We start from the raw sequence: 16,431 nt of genomic DNA, 5'->3' as shown, positions 1-16,431 counted from the left end.
CGGCGGATAGTCTGATTGCACCCGCGAGACTCCGTCCCATGGGAGCACTGATGAGCGTCGCACCGAAGGCGTCCACGCCCGACTGGCCGGTCCCGCCGGAGGGCGGCTGGACCGCCGACGACCTGGACCGGCTTCCGAACCTGCCTCCGCACACGGAGCTGATCGACGGGAGCCTCGTCTTCGTGAGTCCGCAGACCCTTTTCCACTCACGCGCTGTCGACTTTTTCAACTGGCAGCTTCAGTCCCTCGCCCCGGCGGACTTCGAGGTCATTCGCGAGTTCACCATCGACATCGACCGGCAGAACCGGCCCGAACCGGACGTCATCATCGTGCGCGGCGACGTGGTCGACGACCCGCAGCAGACCCGCTACCCCGCCGAGGCCGTCACCCTGGCCGTCGAAGTCGTCTCCCCCGAATCCGTCTCCCGCGACCGCGAGACCAAGCCCCTCAAATACGCCCGCGCCGGCATCGCCCATTACTGGAGGGTGGAGAACGAGAAGGGGCTCGCCGTCGTCCACGCCTTCGAGCTGGAGCCCACCACCGGCGCCTACACCGGCGTCGGCATCTTCCGTGAGCGCATGAAGCTCAGCGCCCCATTCCCGATGGACCTGGATCTCACCGCCATCAAGGCGCGTCGCGGCGTCGAGTAGCCCCGCACTCACGACGGCGGCCCGGCACCCCCGAGGGGTGCCGGGCCGCCGTCTCAGGCACAGCAGGCGCCGCGTCAGCGCACGAAGACCCCCGCCTGGCCGGCCAGGTCCAGGAAGTACTGCGGTGCCACGCCGAGCACCACCGTGACCGCGACTCCGACGCCGATCGCCGTCATCGTCAGCGGGGACGGGACCGCCACCGTCGGGCCCTCCGGCCGGGGCTCGCTGAAGAACATCAGGACGATCACGCGGATGTAGAAGAACGCCGCGATCGCCGAGGAGATCACGCCGATCACGACCAGCGGGGCCGCGCCGCCCTCCGCCGCCGCCTTGAACACGGCGAACTTGCCGGAGAACCCGGAGGTCAGCGGGATGCCCGCGAAGGCCAGCAGGAAGATCGCGAACACCGCCGCCACCAGCGGTGACCTGCGGCCGAGCCCGGCCCACTTGGACAGGTGCGTCGCCTCGCCGCCCGCGTCGCGCACCAGCGTCACCACGGCGAAGGCACCGATCGTGACGAAGGAGTACGCGGCCAGGTAGAAGAGGACGGACGAGATGCCGTCCGGCGTGGTCGCGATGACACCGGCGAGGATGAAGCCCGCGTGCGCGATCGACGAGTACGCCAGCAGCCGCTTGATGTCGGTCTGCGTGATGGCGACGATCGCGCCGCCCAGCATGGTGACGATCGCCACGGCCCACATCACCGGCCGCCAGTCCCAGCGCAGGCCGGGCAGGACGACGTAGAGGATGCGCAGCAGCGCGCCGAAGGCGGCCACCTTGGTCGCCGCCGCCATGAAGCCGGTCACCGGCGTCGGCGCGCCCTGGTACACGTCCGGCGTCCACATGTGGAACGGCACCGCGCCCACCTTGAACAGCAGGCCCATGACGATCAGCGCGGAGCCGACGAGCAGCAGCGCGTCGTTGCCCATGGTGTCAGCGAGTGCCGGGGTGACGTTCTGCACGGTGCCGTCGACGACCTGGGCGATCGTGCCGTACGACATGGAGCCCGCGTAGCCGTAGAGCAGGGCGATGCCGAAGAGGGTGAACGCGGAGGCGAAGGCGCCGAGCAGGAAGTACTTGACCGCCGCCTCCTGCGACATGAGCCGCTTGCGGCGGGCCAGCGCGCAGAGCAGGTACAGCGGGAGGGAGAAGACCTCCAGGGCCACGAAGAGCGTCAGCAGGTCGTTGGCGGCCGGGAAGACCAGCATGCCGGCGACCGCGAAGAGCAGGAGCGGGAACACCTCCGTGGTGGTGAAGCCCGCCTTGACCGCCTTCTGCTCGCTCTCGCTGCCCGGTACGGCCGCGGCCTGCGCGGCGAAGGAGTCGACGCGGTTGCCGTGCGTCTCCGGGTCGAGCCGCCGCTCGGCGAAGGTGAACAGGCCGACCAGCGCCACCAGCAGGATCGTGCCCTGCAGGAAGAGGGCCGGTCCGTCGACGGCGATGGCGCCCATCGCCGCGATGCCCGCCTTGGTCGTGCCGTATCCGCCCGCCGCGAGCGCGACGACCGCGGCGAAGGCGGCGACCAGCGCGACGGCCGACACGAACATCTGCACGTAGTAGCGGGCCCTGCGGGGCACGAAGGCCTCGACCAGGATTCCGATGATCGCCGCGCCGACGATGATGAGGGTGGGCGCGAGCTGCCCGTACTCGATCTTCGGCGCGTCGATCTTGGCGATCGGGTCGGCCGCCGCCGTTGTCCACAGGCTGTGGACGGCTGTTGCGCTCACTTGGCCGCCTCCACCTCAGGCTGGGGGTCCTTCTTGTGTACGTCGGACATGGTCTGCTCCACCGCGGGGTTGACGATGTCCGTGACGGGCTTCGGGAAGACGCCCAGGAAGATCAGCAGCGCGACCAGCGGCGCCACCACGACCAGCTCACGCACCCGCAGGTCGGGCATGGCGGAGACCTCCGGCTTCACCGGGCCCGTCATCGTCCGCTGGTAGAGGACGAGGGTGTAGAGCGCGGCGAGGACGATGCCGAAGGTGGCGATGATGCCGATCACGGGGTAGCGCGTGAACGTGCCGACCAGGACCAGGAACTCACTGATGAAGGGCGCGAGGCCCGGCAGGGAGAGGGTCGCGAGGCCGCCGATCAGGAAGGTGCCGGCGAGTACCGGCGCCACCTTCTGCACCCCGCCGTAGTCGGCGATCAGCCGCGAGCCGCGCCGCGAGATCAGGAAGCCGGCGATCAGCATCAGCACCGCGGTCGAGATGCCGTGGTTGACCATGTACAGCGTCGCGCCGGACTGGCCCTGGCTGGTCATCGCGAAGATGCCCATGATGATGAAGCCGAAGTGCGAGATCGACGCGTACGCGATCAGCCGCTTGATGTCGCGCTGGCCGACCGCGAGCAGTGCGCCGTAGATGATGCTGACCACCGCCAGGACCAGGATGACCGGCGTCGCCCACTTGCTCGCCTCCGGGAAGAGCTGGAGGCAGAAGCGGAGCATCGCGAAGGTGCCGACCTTGTCGACGACCGCCGTGATGAGCACCGCGACCGGGGCGGTCGACTCCTGCATGGCGTTGGGCAGCCAGGTGTGCAGCGGCCACAGCGGCGCCTTCACCGCGAAGGCGAAGAAGAAGCCGAGGAAGAGCCAGCGCTCGGTGCTGGTCGCCATGTCGAGTTCGCCGCTCGCGCGGGCCGCCGCGATCTCGGTGAGCGAGAAGTTCCCCGCGACCACGTAGAGCCCGATCACCGCGGCCAGCATGATCAGACCGCCGGCCAGGTTGTAGAGGAGGAACTTCACCGCGGCGTACGACCGCTGCGTCGCCGCCGTCTTCTCGCCGTGCTCGTGGGCCCGGTCCCCGAAGCCGCCGATGAGGAAGTACATCGGGATGAGCATGGCTTCGAAGAAGATGTAGAAGAGGAAGACGTCGGTGGCCTCGAACGAGATGATCACCATCGCCTCGACGGCCAGGATCAGGGCGAAGAAGCCCTGCGTCGGCCGCCACCGGCTGCTGCCGGTCTCCAGCGGATCGGCGTCGTGCCAGCCCGCGAGGATGATGAACGGGATCAGCAGCGCGGTCAGCGCGATCAGCGCCACCGCGATGCCGTCCACGCCCAGTTCGTACCGGACGCCGAAGTCCGCGATCCAGGAGTGCGACTCGGTGAGCTGGTAACGGTCGCCGCCCGGGTCGAACCGGACCAGGACCGCGATCGCCAGCGCGAGCGTGGCCAGCGAGACGAGCAGCGCGAGCCATTTGGCCGCGGTGCGTTTCGCGGCCGGCACGGCGGCCGTGGCGATCGCCCCGACGGCCGGGAGGGCCGCCGTGACTGTCAGCAGGGGAAAGGACATCGGTATCAGACCGCCCTCATCAGCAGGGTCGCGGCGACGAGGACCGCCGCACCGCCGAACATCGAGACCGCGTAACTGCGCGCGAACCCGTTCTGCAGCTTGCGCATCCGCCCGGACAGGCCGCCGACCGAGGCCGCCGTGCCGTTGACGACCCCGTCGACCAGGGTGTGGTCGACGTAGACCAGGGAGCGCGTGAGGTGTTCGCCGCCGCGGACCAGTACGACGTGGTTGAAGTCGTCCTGGAGCAGGTCGCGCCGGGCGGCCCGGGTGAGCAGCGACCCGCGCGGGGCGACCGCCGGGACCGGACGGCGCCCGTACTGCGCCCAGGCGACGGCGACACCGATCACCATCACGGCCACCGTGGAGACGGTGACCGTCAGGGCGCTGATCGGGGCGTGTCCGTGGTCGTGCCCGGTGATGGGCTCGAGCCAGTGCACGAACCGGTCGCCGATGCTGAAGAACGCACCGCCGAACACCGAGCCGACGGCCAGCACGATCATCGGGATCGTCATGAGCTTCGGCGACTCGTGCGGGTGCGGAGGCTCGTACGCGCCGCGGGTCTCGGCGGCCGGCTCCACATCCGGCGACGCGGGCGACGCCGTCGGCGCCTTGCGCCAGCGCTCCTCGCCGAAGAACGTCATCAGCATCACGCGTGTCATGTAGTACGCCGTGATGGCCGCACCCAGCAGGGCCACGCCGCCGAGGATCCAGCCCTCGGTACCGCCCTTGGCGAACGCCGACTCGATGATCTTGTCCTTGGAGAAGAAGCCGGACAGACCCGGGAAGCCGATGATGGCGAGATAGCCGAGGCCGAAGGTGACGAAGGTGACCGGCATGTACTTGCGCAGTCCGCCGTAGCGGCGCATGTCGACCTCGTCGTTCATGCCGTGCATGACGGAACCCGCGCCGAGGAACAGGCCGGCCTTGAAGAAGCCGTGCGTCACCAGGTGCATGATCGCGAAGACGTAGCCGATGGGGCCGAGTCCGGCGGCCAGCACCATGTAGCCGATCTGCGACATCGTCGAGCCGGCCAGCGCCTTCTTGATGTCGTCCTTGGCACAACCGACGATCGCACCGAACAGCAGCGTGACCGCGCCCACGATGGCGACCACCAACTGCGCGTCGGGCGCGCCGTTGAAGATCGCGCCGGAGCGGACGATCAGGTAGACGCCCGCCGTCACCATGGTCGCGGCGTGGATGAGGGCCGAGACCGGGGTCGGGCCCTCCATCGCGTCCCCGAGCCAGGACTGGAGCGGCACCTGGGCGGACTTGCCGCAGGCGGCGAGCAGCAGCATCAGGGCGATCGCGGTGAGCTTGCCCTCGCCGGCCGAGCCCGCGAGCCCGGCCTCGCCCTCGCCGCCGAGCACCGGCCCGAAGGCGAAGGTCCCGAACCAGAGGAACATCAGCATGATCGCGATGGACAGGCCCATGTCGCCGACGCGGTTGACCAGGAAGGCCTTCTTCGCGGCGGTGGCGGCGCTGGGCTTGTGCTGCCAGAAGCCGATCAGCAGGTAGGAGGCGAGTCCGACGCCCTCCCAGCCGACGTACAGCAGCAGGTAGTTGTCGGCGAGCACGAGCAGCAGCATCGCCGCGAGGAACAGGTTCAAATAGCCGAAGAAGCGGCGGCGGCGCTCGTCGTGCTCCATGTAGGAGACGGAGTACAGGTGGATCAGCGAGCCGACGCCGGTGATCAGCAGGACGAACGTCATCGACAGCTGGTCGAGCCGGAAGGCGACGTCGGCCTGGAATCCCTCCACGGGGATCCAGCTGAACAGGTGCTGCGTCAGAGTGCGGTCCTCGGCGCCGCTGCCGAGCATGTCGGCGAAGAGGACGACGCCGATCACGAAGGACGCGGCCGCCAGCAGCGTGCCGATCCAGTGGCCGACGGCGTCGAGCCGGCGTCCGCCGCACAGCAGAACCGCAGCTCCGAGCAAGGGCGCCGCGACAAGCAGCGCAATCAGATTCTCCACGATTCAGCGACCCCTCACAGCTTCATCAGGCTGGCGTCGTCGACCGAGGCCGAGTGGCGGGAACGGAACAGGGACACGATGATCGCGAGCCCGACCACGACCTCCGCGGCGGCGACGACCATCGTGAAGAAGGCGATGATCTGGCCGTCGAGGTTGCCGTGCATGCGGGAGAAGGCGACGAACGCGAGGTTGCAGGCGTTGAGCATCAGCTCGATGCACATGAAGACGACGATCGCGTTGCGCCTGATCAGTACGCCGGTGGCGCCGATCGTGAACAACAGCGCCGCGAGGTACAGGTAGTTGACGGGGTTCACTTCGACGCCTCCTCGGACCGCTTGGAGTTGTCCGGCCCGGCCGCGCCACGCTCCAGGCGCTCCTCGGCCCGCTGCTCCAGGGCCTTCAGGTCGCCCAGCGCCTGGGTCGACACGTCGCGGATCTGGCCCCGCTCGCGCAGCGTCCTGCTGACGGTCAGCTCGGACGGGGTGCCGTCGGGCAGCAGGCCCGCGATGTCGACCGCGTTGTGCCGGGCGTAGACGCCGGGTGCCGGGAGCGGTGGCAGGTGCTTGCCCTCGCGGACGCGGCGCTCGGCCAGTTCGCGCTGGGTCGCCGCGCGTTCGGTGCGCTCGCGGTGGGTGAGCACCATGGCGCCGACGGCGGCCGTGATGAGCAGCGCGCCGGTGATCTCGAAGGCGAAGACGTACTTGGTGAAGATGAGGGACGCGATGCCCTCCACGTTCCCGTTCGCGTTCGCCTGGGCGAGGCCGGTGGTCTCCTGCAGCGACGCGTTGCCGATGCCGGCGATCAGCAGGATGCCGAAGCCGAGTCCGGAGACAAGGGCCAGCCAGCGCTGGCCCTTGATGGTCTCCTTCAGGGAGTCCGCCGCGGTGACGCCGACGAGCATCACCACGAACAGGAACAGCATCATCACCGCGCCGGTGTAGACGACGATCTGCACGATGCCGAGGAAGTAGGCGCCGTTGGCGAGGTAGAACACCGCCAGCACGATCATGGTCCCGGCGAGGCAGAGCGCGCTGTGCACGGCCTTCCGCATGAAGACGGTGCACAGGGCGCCGATCACCGCGACCGTGCCGAGGATCCAGAACTGGACGGCCTCCCCGGTGGAGGTGCCGGCGGCGAGAGTCGCCGCGGCGGCGAGCTGCGCGCTCATCGGCGGATCACCTCCTCCGACGCCGGTTCGGTCCCGCCGAAGGTCGAGTCGCCCTCCTGGACCACCTCGCCCTTGGAGTGCGCGACCTGCTGCTCGGTGCCGGGGGCCGCCTCGGTCACCAGGCCCCGGTAGTAGTCCTGCTCGTCCGTGCCCGGGTAGATGGCGTGGGGCGAGTCGACCATGCCCTCCTCCAGGCCGGCCAGCAGCTGGTCCTTGGTGAAGATGAGGTTGGCGCGGCTCGAGTCGGCCAGTTCGAACTCGTTGGTCATCGTGAGCGCGCGCGTGGGGCACGCCTCGATGCACAGGCCGCACAGGATGCAGCGGGCGTAGTTGATCTGGTAGACGCGGCCGTACCGCTCGCCCGGCGAGTAGCGCTCCTCGTCGGTGTTGTCCGCGCCCTCCACATAGATGGCGTCCGCGGGGCAGGCCCAGGCGCACAGTTCGCACCCGACGCACTTCTCCAGGCCGTCCGGATGGCGGTTGAGCTGGTGCCGTCCGTGGAAGCGCGGAGCGGTGGTCTTCTGCTGCTCCGGGTACTGCTCGGTCAGCCGCTTCTTGAACATGGCCTTGAAGGTCACGCCGAAGCCGGCCACGGGGTTCTGGAAACCGGGGTTGGTCTCCTTGGGTTCCTCAGCCATCGGACGCCTCCTTTCCATCCGTAGATCCGCCCGCAGGTCCGTCACTCTGAGTATCGGGCCCGCCACTGACAATCAGCTCCCGCTCCCGGCGCGGGCGACGCCGTGGCACCGGCGGCAACTCCTGTCCGGGCATCGGCGGTACGGGGAATCCGCCGGCCATCGGGTCGAAGGCGGCGGGCTCCTCCGCGGGTGCCTCGGCCCGCTTGCCCTTGTCGCGGAAGATGTCCACGGCGAAGGAGAGCAGCAGCAGGGCCAGGACGCCGCCGCCGATGTAGAGGGCGATGTCGGCGAAGTCGTAGTTCTCGTTCCGCAGGGCCCGCACGGTCGCGACCAGCATCAGCCAGACCAGGGAGACCGGGATGAGGACCTTCCAGCCGAGCTTCATCAACTGGTCGTAGCGCACGCGCGGGAGCGTGCCGCGCAGCCAGATGAAGAAGAACAGCAGCAACTGGACCTTGACGACGAACCAGAGCAGCGGCCACCAGCCGTGGTTGGCGCCCTCCCAGAAGGTGCTCACCGGCCACGGGGCCCGCCAGCCGCCCAGGAACAGCGTGGTGGCGACCGCCGAGACGGTCACCATGTTCACGTACTCGGCGAGCATGAACATCGCGAACTTGATCGACGAGTACTCGGTGTTGAAGCCGCCCACCAGGTCGCCCTCGGACTCCGGCATGTCGAAGGGGGCGCGGTTGGTCTCGCCGATCATCGTGACGACGTAGAGGATGAAGGAGACCGGCAGCAGCACGATGTACCAGCGGTCGCCCTGCTGCGCGACGATCTCCGACGTGGACATCGACCCGGAGTAGAGGAAGACCGAGGCGAACGCGGCGCCCATCGCGATCTCGTAGGAGATCATCTGCGCGCAGGACCGCAGTCCGCCGAGGAGCGGGTACGTCGATCCCGAGCTCCAGCCCGCCAGCACGATGCCGTAGATGCCGACCGAGGCGACCGCCAGGATGAACAGCATGGCGATCGGCAGGTCGGTGAGCTGCATCGCGGTGCGGTGACCGAAGATCGAGACCTCGTTGCCGGCCGGGCCGAAGGGGATCACGGCGATCGCCATGAAGGCCGGGATGGCCGCGACGATCGGTGCGAGGACGTACACCGCCTTGTCGGCGCGCTTGACGATCAGGTCTTCCTTGAGCATCAGCTTGATGCCGTCGGCGAGCGACTGGAGCATGCCCCAGGGGCCGTGCCGGTTCGGTCCGATGCGCAGCTGCATCCAGGCGACGACCTTGCGCTCCCACACGATGGAGAACAGCACGGTCACCATCAGGAAGGCGAAGCAGAACACCGCCTTGACGACGACCAGCCACCACGGGTCGGTGCCGAACATCGAGAGGTCTTCAGCGGCGAGGTACGGGCTCATGCCTCCACCTCCTTGAGGGCCTCGCCGGCGGACGTCGCCGGACCGATGCGGACGAGGGACCCGGGCAGCACCCCGGCGTCGGAGGCGACGCCCGTGCCGGCCGAGTTCAGCGGGAGCCACACCACCCGGTCGGGCATCTCGGTGACCTGGAGCGGGAGGGCGACGGCCCCGGCGGGTCCGGTCACGGCCAGCAGGTCGCCGTCCTCGACGCCGGCCTCCGCGGCCGTGGCGGCCGACACGCGCGCGTGCGCGGCGTGCCGGGTGCCGGCCAGCGCCTCGTCGCCCACCTGGAGCAGGCCCTGGTCGAGCAGCAGCCGGTGACCGGCCAGGACGGCCTCACCGGCGGCCGGGCGCGGCAGCGCGCTCGCGGTCTGCAGCGGCTCGCCCGCCCGCGGCCCGTCCCAGGCGCCGAGCCGGTCGATCTCCGCGCGTGTGGTGCGCAGATCCGGCAGGCCGAGGTGGACGTCCATGGCGTCGGCCAGCATCTGCAGGACGCGGCCGTCGGTGGGCGTGAGGCGGCGGGTCATCTGGTCGGGCTTGAGCGCCGCCTCAAAGAAGCGCACCCGGCCCTCCCAGTTGAGGAAGGTGCCCGGCTTCTCGGCGACCGCGGCGACGGGCAGGACCACGTCGGCGCGTTCGGTGACCTCGCTGGGCCGCAGCTCCAGCGACACCACGAATCCGGCCTCGTCGAGCGCCGCACGCGCGCGTGCCGGGTCGGGCAGGTCGGCGACCTCCACGCCCGCCACCAGCAGCGCCTGGAGTTCGCCCCGGGCCGCGGCCTCGACGATCTCGCCGGTGTCCCGGCCGAAGCGGTGCGGGAGGTCGGCCAGGCCCCAGACCGAGGCGACCTCCTCACGCGCGCGCGGGTCGGTCGCCGGGCGGCCGCCGGGCAGCAGCGACGGCAGCGCACCCGCCTCGATCGCGCCGCGCTCCCCGGCCCGGCGCGGGATCCACACCAGCCGGGCGCCGGTCGCGGCGGCGGTCCGTACGGCGGAGGTCAGGCCCCCGGCCACGGAGGCCAGCCGTTCGCCGACGACGATCACGGAGCCCTCGGCGCGCAGCGCCTCGGAGGCCTGGCTGCCGCCGTCCTCAAGGCCGACGCCGCTCGCGAGGGCGTCCAGCCACTCGGTCTCGGTGCCGGGAGCGGCGGGCAGCAGCGTGCCACCGGCCTTCTCCAGGCCCCGGGTGGCGTGCGTGGCCAGCGAGAAGACCTTCTGTCCGTGCCCCCGCCAGGCCTTCCGCAGCCGCAGGAAGACGCCGGGCGCCTCCTCCTCGGCCTCGAACCCGACCAGCAGGACGGCGGGCGCCTTCTCCAGCGCGGTGTAGGTGACGCCCGTACCGTCCAGGTCGCGGCCGCGTCCGGCGATCCGGGCGGCCAGGAAGTCGGCCTCCTCGGCGCTGTGCACGCGCGCGCGGAAGTCGATGTCGTTGGTGTCGAGCGCCACGCGCGCGAACTTGCTGTAGGTGTACGCGTCCTCGACGGTGAGCCGGCCGCCGGTCAGCACACCGGTGCGGCCCCTGGAGGCGAGCAGCCCCTGCGCGGCGATCTGCAGGGCCTCCGGCCACGAGGCCGGTTCCAGGTCGCCCTCCGCGTTGCGCACCAGGGGCGTGGTCAGCCGGTCCCGCTGCTGCGCGTACCGGAACCCGAAGCGCCCCTTGTCGCAGATCCACTCCTCGTTGACCTCGGGCTCGTTGGCCGCGAGGCGCCGCATGACCTTGCCGCGCCGGTGGTCGGTGCGGGTCGCGCAGCCGCCGGAGCAGTGCTCGCAGACCGACGGCGAGGAGATCAGGTCGAAGGGGCGGGAGCGGAACCGGTAGGCCGCCGAGGTGAGCGCGCCGACCGGGCAGATCTGGATGGTGTTGCCGGAGAAGTACGACTCGAAGGGGTCGCCCTCGCCGGTGCCGACCTGCTGGAGCGCGCCCCGCTCGATCAGCTCGATCATCGGGTCGCCGGCGATCTGGTTGGAGAACCGGGTGCAGCGGGCGCAGAGCACGCAGCGCTCCCGGTCGAGCAGCACCTGTGTGGAGATGGGCACGGGCTTCTCGTACGTCCGCTTCTTGCCCTCGAAGCGGGACTCGGACTGGCCGTGCGACATCGCCTGGTTCTGCAGCGGGCACTCGCCGCCCTTGTCGCAGACCGGGCAGTCCAGCGGGTGGTTGATGAGCAGCAGCTCCATCACCCCGTGCTGGGCCTTCTCGGCGACGGGCGAGGTGAGCTGCGTCTTGACCACCATGCCGTCGGTGCAGGTGATGGTGCAGGACGCCATGGGCTTGCGCTGCCCCTCGACCTCGACGATGCACTGCCGGCAGGCGCCGGCCGGGTCGAGGAGGGGGTGGTCGCAGAAGCGCGGGATCTCGATGCCGAGCTGTTCGGCGGCCCGGATGACCAGGGTGCCCTTGGGCACGCTGATCTCGGCGCCGTCGATCGTGAGCGACACGAGGTCCTCGGGCGGGACGGCGGCCTCTCCTCCGCCGGAGGGAGCGCTGGTGGTCACAGTCATGCGTTCACCTCCGTACGGTGGTCGGCCCAGGCCGTCGACCTGGCCGGGTCGAAGGGGCAGCCGCGGCCCGTGATGTGCTGCTCGTACTCCTCGCGGAAGTACTTGAGCGAGGAGAAGATCGGCGAGGCGGCGCCGTCGCCGAGGGCGCAGAACGACTTGCCGTTGATGTTGTCGGCGATGTCGTTCAGCTTGTCGAGGTCGGACATCACGCCCTTGCCGGCCTCGATGTCGCGCAGCAACTGCACGAGCCAGTACGTGCCCTCACGGCAGGGGGTGCACTTGCCGCAGGACTCGTGGGCGTAGAACTCGGTCCAGCGGGTGACGGCGCGCACGACGCAGGTCGTCTCGTCGAAGCACTGGAGCGCCTTGGTGCCGAGCATGGAACCCGCGGCGCCCACTCCCTCGTAGTCGAGGGGGACGTCGAGGTGCTCGTCGGTGAACATCGGCGTCGAGGAGCCGCCCGGTGTCCAGAACTTCAGCCGGTGGCCGGGCCGCATGCCGCCGCTCATGTCGAGGAGCTGGCGCAGCGTGATGCCGAGCGGGGCCTCGTACTGGCCGGGACCCGCCACGTGGCCGCTGAGCGAGTACAGCGTGAAGCCTGGGGACTTCTCGCTGCCCATCGACCTGAACCATTCCTTGCCCTTGTTCAGGATCGCGGGAACGGAAGCGATGGATTCGACGTTGTTCACCACAGTCGGGCACGCATAGAGGCCCGCGACGGCAGGGAAGGGGGGACGGAGCCGCGGTTGACCCCGGCGGCCTTCGAGCGAGTCGAGCAGTGCGGTCTCCTCACCGCAGATGTACGCGCCCGCGCCCGCGTGCACGGTGATGTCGAGGTCGAGTCCGCTGCCCAGGATGTTCTCGCCGAGGAAGCCGGCCGCGTAGGCCTCGCGCACGGCCTCGTGCAACCGCCGCAGTACGGGGACGACTTCACCCCGCAGGTAGATGAAGGCGTGCGACGACCTGATGGCGTAGCACGCGATGATCATGCCCTCGATGAGGCTGTGCGGGTTCGCGAAGAGGAGCGGGATGTCCTTGCAGGTCCCGGGCTCCGATTCGTCGGCGTTGACAACAAGATAGTGAGGCTTGCCGTCACCCTGGGGAATGAACTGCCACTTCATCCCCGTCGGGAAACCGGCGCCGCCGCGTCCCCGCAGACCGGACTCCTTGACGTACGCGATCAGGTCGTCCGGCGCCATCGCCAGGGCCTTGCGGAGCCCCTCGTACCCTTCGTGCCTCCGGTAGACGTCCAGAGTCCAGGACTCGTCCTCGTCCCAGAAGGCCGACAGCACGGGTGCGAGCAGCTTCTCCGGGCTGCTGCCCTTGATCTCGGCGGCCACGGTCATCACTCACCCTCCTCGGCGGTGGGCCCTGCCGGGTTGGCGGGGTCGGACGCCGACGTGTCCTGCGGCGCGTCGTGCGAGCTGAGGTGTTCCGTCGGTGACGGCTCGTGCACGTCCCGGTCCGGCGCGGCGTCGTGCGGCCCGCCGTCCCGCGGGTGCACCACGCGCGCGGAGGACGTCTCGCCCTTGGCCAGCTTCAGGCCGGCCAGGGAGGCGGGGCCCGCGCTGCCGCCGGCCGCGACGGCGCCGTCCCGCTCGTCGGGGAAGCCCGCCAGGATCCGGGCGGTCTCCTTGAAGGTGCACAGCGGCGCCCCGCGCGTGGGCGTCACCTGCCGTCCCGCGCGCAGGTCGTCGACGAGGGCACGGGCGCTCGCCGGGGTCTGGTCGTCGAAGAACTCCCAGTTGACCATCACGACCGGTGCGAAGTCGCAGGCCGCGTTGCACTCGATGTGCTCCAGGGTGACCTTGCCGTCCTCGGTGGTCTCGCCGTTGCCGACGCCGAGGTGCTCCTGGAGGGACTCGAAGATGGCGTCGCCGCCCATGACCGCGCACAGCGTGTTGGTGCAGACGCCGACCTGGTAGTCGCCGCTCGGCCGGCGCCGGTACATGGAGTAGAAGGTGGCGACCGCGGTGACCTCGGCGGTGGTGAGGCCCAGCACGTCCGCGCAGAACCGCATCCCGGTGCGCGTGACGTACCCCTCCTCCGCCTGCACGAGGTGCAGCAGCGGCAGGAGGGCGGACCGGGAGTCCGGGTAGCGCGCGACGACCTCGCGCGCGTCGGTCTCCAGCCGGGCCCGGACGTCGTCCGGGTAGGCGGGCGCGGGCAGCTCCGGCATGCCCAGGCTCACGCCCCGCTCCGAAGAAGAGGTGGTCACCGGTCGACGCCTCCCATCACGGGGTCGATGGAGGCCACCGCGACGATGACGTCGGCGACCTGGCCGCCCTCGCACATCGCCGCCATGGCCTGAAGGTTGGTGAAGGACGGGTCGCGGAAGTGGACCCGGAAGGGGCGGGTGCCGCCGTCGGAGACGACGTGCACCCCCAGCTCGCCCTTGGGCGACTCGACCGCCGCGTACGCCTGTCCCGGCGGCACCCGGAAACCCTCGGTGACCAGCTTGAAGTGGTGGATCAGGGCCTCCATGGAGGTGCCCATGATCTTCTTGATGTGGTCGAGGGAGTTGCCGAGTCCGTCCGGTCCCAGGGCGAGCTGGGCGGGCCAGGCGATCTTCTTGTCCGCGACCATGACCGGTCCCGGCTCCAGCCGGTCCAGGCACTGCTCGACGATCCTGAGCGACTGGCGCATCTCCTCCAGCCGGATCAGGAAGCGGCCGTAGGAGTCGCAGGTGTCGGCGGTCGGGACGTCGAAGTCGTACGTCTCGTAACCGCAGTAGGGCTGGCTCTTGCGCAGGTCGTGCGGCAGCCCGGTGGACCTGAGCACCGGACCGGTGGCGCCGAGGGCCATGCAGCCGGCCAGGTCGAGGTAGCCGACGTCCTGCATGCGGCCCTTGAAGATGGGGTTCCCGGTGGCGAGCTTGTCGTACTCCGGGAGGTTCTTCTTCATCTTCTTCACGAGCTCGCGCATCTGGTCCACCGCGCCGGGCGGCAGGTCCTGGGCGAGCCCGCCGGGACGGATGTACGCGTGGTTCATCCGGAGGCCGGTGATCAGCTCGAAGACGTCGAGAACCAGTTCACGATCGCGGAAGCCGTAGATCATGATCGTGGTGGCACCCAGCTCCATGCCGCCGGTGGCGATGCACACCAGGTGCGAGGAGAGCCGGTTCAGCTCCATCAGCAGGACGCGGATGATCGTGGCCCGGTCCGGGATCTGGTCCTCGATGCCGAGGAGCTTCTCGACGCCCAGGCAGTACGCCGTCTCGTTGAAGAACGGCGTCAGGTAGTCCATGCGCGTCACGAAGGTGGTGCCCTGCGTCCAGGTCCGGTACTCGAGGTTCTTCTCGATACCGGTGTGCAGGTAGCCGATGCCGCAGCGGGCCTCGCTGACCGTCTCGCCGTCGATCTCCAGGATCAGGCGGAGCACACCGTGCGTGGACGGGTGCTGCGGACCCATGTTGACGACGATGCGCTCGTCGTCGGCGCGGGCGGCGGACTGGACGACCTCGTCCCAGTCACCGCCGGTGACCGTGTAGACGGTGCCCTCGGTGGTCTCCCTGGGGGAGGCGTGTGAAGTGCTCACGAGTACGACCTCCGCTGGTCCGGAGCCGGGATCTGGGCGCCCTTGTACTCGACGGGGATGCCGCCGAGGGGATAGTCCTTGCGCTGCGGAAAGCCCTGCCAGTCGTCCGGCATCATGATCCGCGTCAGGGCCGGGTGATCGTCGAAGACGATGCCGAAGAAGTCGTAGGCCTCCCGCTCGTGCCAGTCGTTCGTCGGATAGACGGCGACCAGCGACGGAACGTGCGGGTCGGCGTCCGGGGCGCTGACTTCGAGGCGGATCAGCCGGTTGTGGGTGATCGAGCGCAGGTGGTAGACGGCGTGCAGCTCGCGGCCCTTGTCGTGCGGGTAGTGCACGCCGCTGACGCCGGTGCACAGCTCGAAGCGCAGGGCCGGGTCGTCGCGCAGGGTGCGGGCGACGCGGACCAGGTGCTCGCGCTCGATGTGGAAGGTCAGCTCGTCGCGGTCGACGACCGTCTTCTCGATGGCGTTGTCGGGCAGGAGTCCCTGCTCCTCCAGGGCGCCCTCGAGTTCGTCGGCGACCTCGTCGAACCAGCCGCCGTAGGGCCTGCTCGCCGGTCCGGGGAGGCGGACGGAGCGGACCAGGCCGCCGTAGCCGGAGGTGTCGCCGCCGTTGTTGGCGCCGAACATGCCGCGCTGGACGCGGATCTCCTCGCCGCCCTGGCCGCGCTGGCCCGGCAGGTTCTCCGCGGAGAGGTCCTTCTCGGGGTTCACCCCGTTCGCGTCACCCGGGGTGTCGTTGGCGTCGCTCACCGCAGCAGCCCCTTCATCTCGATCGTGGGCAGGGCCTTGAGCGCCGCTTCCTCCGCCTCGCGGGCCGCTTCCTCCGCGTTGACCCCGAGCTTGGAGCTCTGGATCTTCTGGTGGAGCTTGAGGATGGCGTCCATCAGCATCTCGGGCCGCGGCGGGCAGCCGGGGAGATAGATGTCGACCGGGACGATGTGGTCGACGCCCTGGACGATGGCGTAGTTGTTGAACATGCCGCCCGAGGAGGCGCAGACCCCCATGGAGATCACCCATTTCGGGTTCGGCATCTGGTCGTAGACCTGCCGCAGCACCGGCGCCATCTTCTGGCTGACCCGGCCCGCGACGATCATCAGGTCCGCCTGCCGCGGCGATCCGCGGAAGACCTCCATGCCGAAGCGCGCCAGGTCGTAGCGGCCGGCGCCGGTGGTCATCATCTCGATGGCACAGCAGGCGAGGCCGAACGTGGCGGGGAAGACGGACGACTTGCGCACCCAGCCCGCGGCCTGCTCGACGGTGGTCAGCAGGAAGCCGCTCGGCAGTTTTTCTTCGAGTCCCAT

Annotated in this window: 14 protein-coding genes; 1 reads left to right on the top strand and 13 read right to left on the bottom strand. The window is 69.8% G+C overall.

Translation table 11 applies throughout. The features are described from left to right. Positions 1 to 50: 50 nt before the first annotated feature. On the top strand, positions 51 to 650 hold the full coding sequence (locus ACGF3J_RS18085) for a Uma2 family endonuclease (RefSeq protein WP_161327971.1): 600 nt from the start codon (positions 51 to 53) through the stop codon (positions 648 to 650). Positions 651 to 724: 74 nt separating this feature from the next. Here the strand turns inward: ACGF3J_RS18085 and nuoN are convergent, their stop codons facing one another. The 13 genes from nuoN to ACGF3J_RS18020 are packed head-to-tail and all read right to left on the bottom strand — an operon-like array spanning position 725 to position 16,431. Continuing rightward, on the bottom strand, positions 725 to 2,377 hold the full coding sequence (gene nuoN / locus ACGF3J_RS18080; protein WP_161329691.1) for an NADH-quinone oxidoreductase subunit NuoN: 1,653 nt from the start codon (positions 2,375 to 2,377) through the stop codon (positions 725 to 727). Next, the gene (locus ACGF3J_RS18075; RefSeq protein WP_161329692.1) at positions 2,374 to 3,945 is read right to left on the bottom strand and encodes an NADH-quinone oxidoreductase subunit M; all 1,572 of its coding nucleotides are present in this window, start codon (positions 3,943 to 3,945) and stop codon (positions 2,374 to 2,376) included. Before ACGF3J_RS18075 ends, nuoN begins: the two co-directional genes overlap by 4 nt. 5 nt (positions 3,946 to 3,950) lie before the next feature. Further along, positions 3,951 to 5,915, bottom strand: coding sequence for an NADH-quinone oxidoreductase subunit L (gene nuoL / locus ACGF3J_RS18070; RefSeq protein WP_161329693.1), 1,965 nt, complete (start codon positions 5,913 to 5,915; stop codon positions 3,951 to 3,953). A gap of 14 nt (positions 5,916 to 5,929) precedes the next feature. After that, on the bottom strand, positions 5,930 to 6,229 hold the full coding sequence (gene nuoK / locus ACGF3J_RS18065; protein ID WP_003974374.1) for an NADH-quinone oxidoreductase subunit NuoK: 300 nt from the start codon (positions 6,227 to 6,229) through the stop codon (positions 5,930 to 5,932). After that, complete coding sequence (locus ACGF3J_RS18060) at positions 6,226 to 7,083, bottom strand: NADH-quinone oxidoreductase subunit J (RefSeq protein ID WP_161329694.1); 858 nt, start codon at positions 7,081 to 7,083, stop codon at positions 6,226 to 6,228. The genes nuoK and ACGF3J_RS18060 overlap by 4 nt, the downstream gene beginning before the upstream one ends. Beyond that, the gene (nuoI, locus tag ACGF3J_RS18055; protein WP_064729267.1) at positions 7,080 to 7,721 is read right to left on the bottom strand and encodes an NADH-quinone oxidoreductase subunit NuoI; all 642 of its coding nucleotides are present in this window, start codon (positions 7,719 to 7,721) and stop codon (positions 7,080 to 7,082) included. The genes ACGF3J_RS18060 and nuoI overlap by 4 nt, the downstream gene beginning before the upstream one ends. Beyond that, positions 7,714 to 9,090, bottom strand: a complete 1,377-nt coding sequence (gene nuoH / locus ACGF3J_RS18050; protein ID WP_161329695.1) for an NADH-quinone oxidoreductase subunit NuoH — start codon at positions 9,088 to 9,090, stop codon at positions 7,714 to 7,716. Before nuoH ends, nuoI begins: the two co-directional genes overlap by 8 nt. Next, positions 9,087 to 11,591: an NADH-quinone oxidoreductase subunit G gene (locus ACGF3J_RS18045; RefSeq protein ID WP_161329696.1), complete on the bottom strand. Its 2,505-nt coding sequence runs from the start codon at positions 11,589 to 11,591 to the stop codon at positions 9,087 to 9,089. The genes nuoH and ACGF3J_RS18045 overlap by 4 nt, the downstream gene beginning before the upstream one ends. Beyond that, the gene (gene nuoF / locus ACGF3J_RS18040) at positions 11,588 to 12,940 is read right to left on the bottom strand and encodes an NADH-quinone oxidoreductase subunit NuoF (protein WP_185832416.1); all 1,353 of its coding nucleotides are present in this window, start codon (positions 12,938 to 12,940) and stop codon (positions 11,588 to 11,590) included. The genes ACGF3J_RS18045 and nuoF overlap by 4 nt, the downstream gene beginning before the upstream one ends. Further along, a complete protein-coding gene (gene nuoE, locus ACGF3J_RS18035) occupies positions 12,937 to 13,809 on the bottom strand; it encodes an NADH-quinone oxidoreductase subunit NuoE (protein ID WP_161329697.1) in 873 nt (290 codons plus the stop codon). The genes nuoF and nuoE overlap by 4 nt, the downstream gene beginning before the upstream one ends. Further along, a complete protein-coding gene (locus ACGF3J_RS18030; RefSeq protein ID WP_122615670.1) occupies positions 13,806 to 15,128 on the bottom strand; it encodes an NADH-quinone oxidoreductase subunit D in 1,323 nt (440 codons plus the stop codon). The genes nuoE and ACGF3J_RS18030 overlap by 4 nt, the downstream gene beginning before the upstream one ends. Then, the gene (locus ACGF3J_RS18025) at positions 15,125 to 15,880 is read right to left on the bottom strand and encodes an NADH-quinone oxidoreductase subunit C (RefSeq protein WP_161329698.1); all 756 of its coding nucleotides are present in this window, start codon (positions 15,878 to 15,880) and stop codon (positions 15,125 to 15,127) included. Before ACGF3J_RS18025 ends, ACGF3J_RS18030 begins: the two co-directional genes overlap by 4 nt. Further along, positions 15,877 to 16,431, bottom strand: coding sequence for an NADH-quinone oxidoreductase subunit B family protein (locus tag ACGF3J_RS18020; RefSeq protein WP_018528252.1), 555 nt, complete (start codon positions 16,429 to 16,431; stop codon positions 15,877 to 15,879). Before ACGF3J_RS18020 ends, ACGF3J_RS18025 begins: the two co-directional genes overlap by 4 nt.

It is taken from the genome of Streptomyces sp. NPDC048171 (assembly GCF_043202655.1).
Lineage (GTDB): Bacteria > Actinomycetota > Actinomycetes > Streptomycetales > Streptomycetaceae > Streptomyces.
The sequence above is the reverse complement of the archived record's forward strand: the minus strand, read 5'-3'. Positions and strand labels throughout refer to the sequence as shown.

What these genes read in the sequence shown, in the direction of transcription:
- nuoH (WP_161329695.1), bottom strand. Translation starts at nt 9,090, where the DNA reads ATGAGCCCGTACCTCGCCGCTGAAGACCTCTCGATGTTCGGCACCGAC.
- ACGF3J_RS18085 (WP_161327971.1), top strand. Translation starts at nt 51, where the DNA reads ATGAGCGTCGCACCGAAGGCGTCCACGCCCGACTGGCCGGTCCCGCCG.
- ACGF3J_RS18020 (WP_018528252.1), bottom strand. Translation starts at nt 16,431, where the DNA reads ATGGGACTCGAAGAAAAACTGCCGAGCGGCTTCCTGCTGACCACCGTC.
- nuoI (WP_064729267.1), bottom strand. Translation starts at nt 7,721, where the DNA reads ATGGCTGAGGAACCCAAGGAGACCAACCCCGGTTTCCAGAACCCCGTG.
- ACGF3J_RS18060 (WP_161329694.1), bottom strand. Translation starts at nt 7,083, where the DNA reads ATGAGCGCGCAGCTCGCCGCCGCGGCGACTCTCGCCGCCGGCACCTCC.
- ACGF3J_RS18075 (WP_161329692.1), bottom strand. Translation starts at nt 3,945, where the DNA reads ATGTCCTTTCCCCTGCTGACAGTCACGGCGGCCCTCCCGGCCGTCGGG.
- ACGF3J_RS18045 (WP_161329696.1), bottom strand. Translation starts at nt 11,591, where the DNA reads ATGACTGTGACCACCAGCGCTCCCTCCGGCGGAGGAGAGGCCGCCGTC.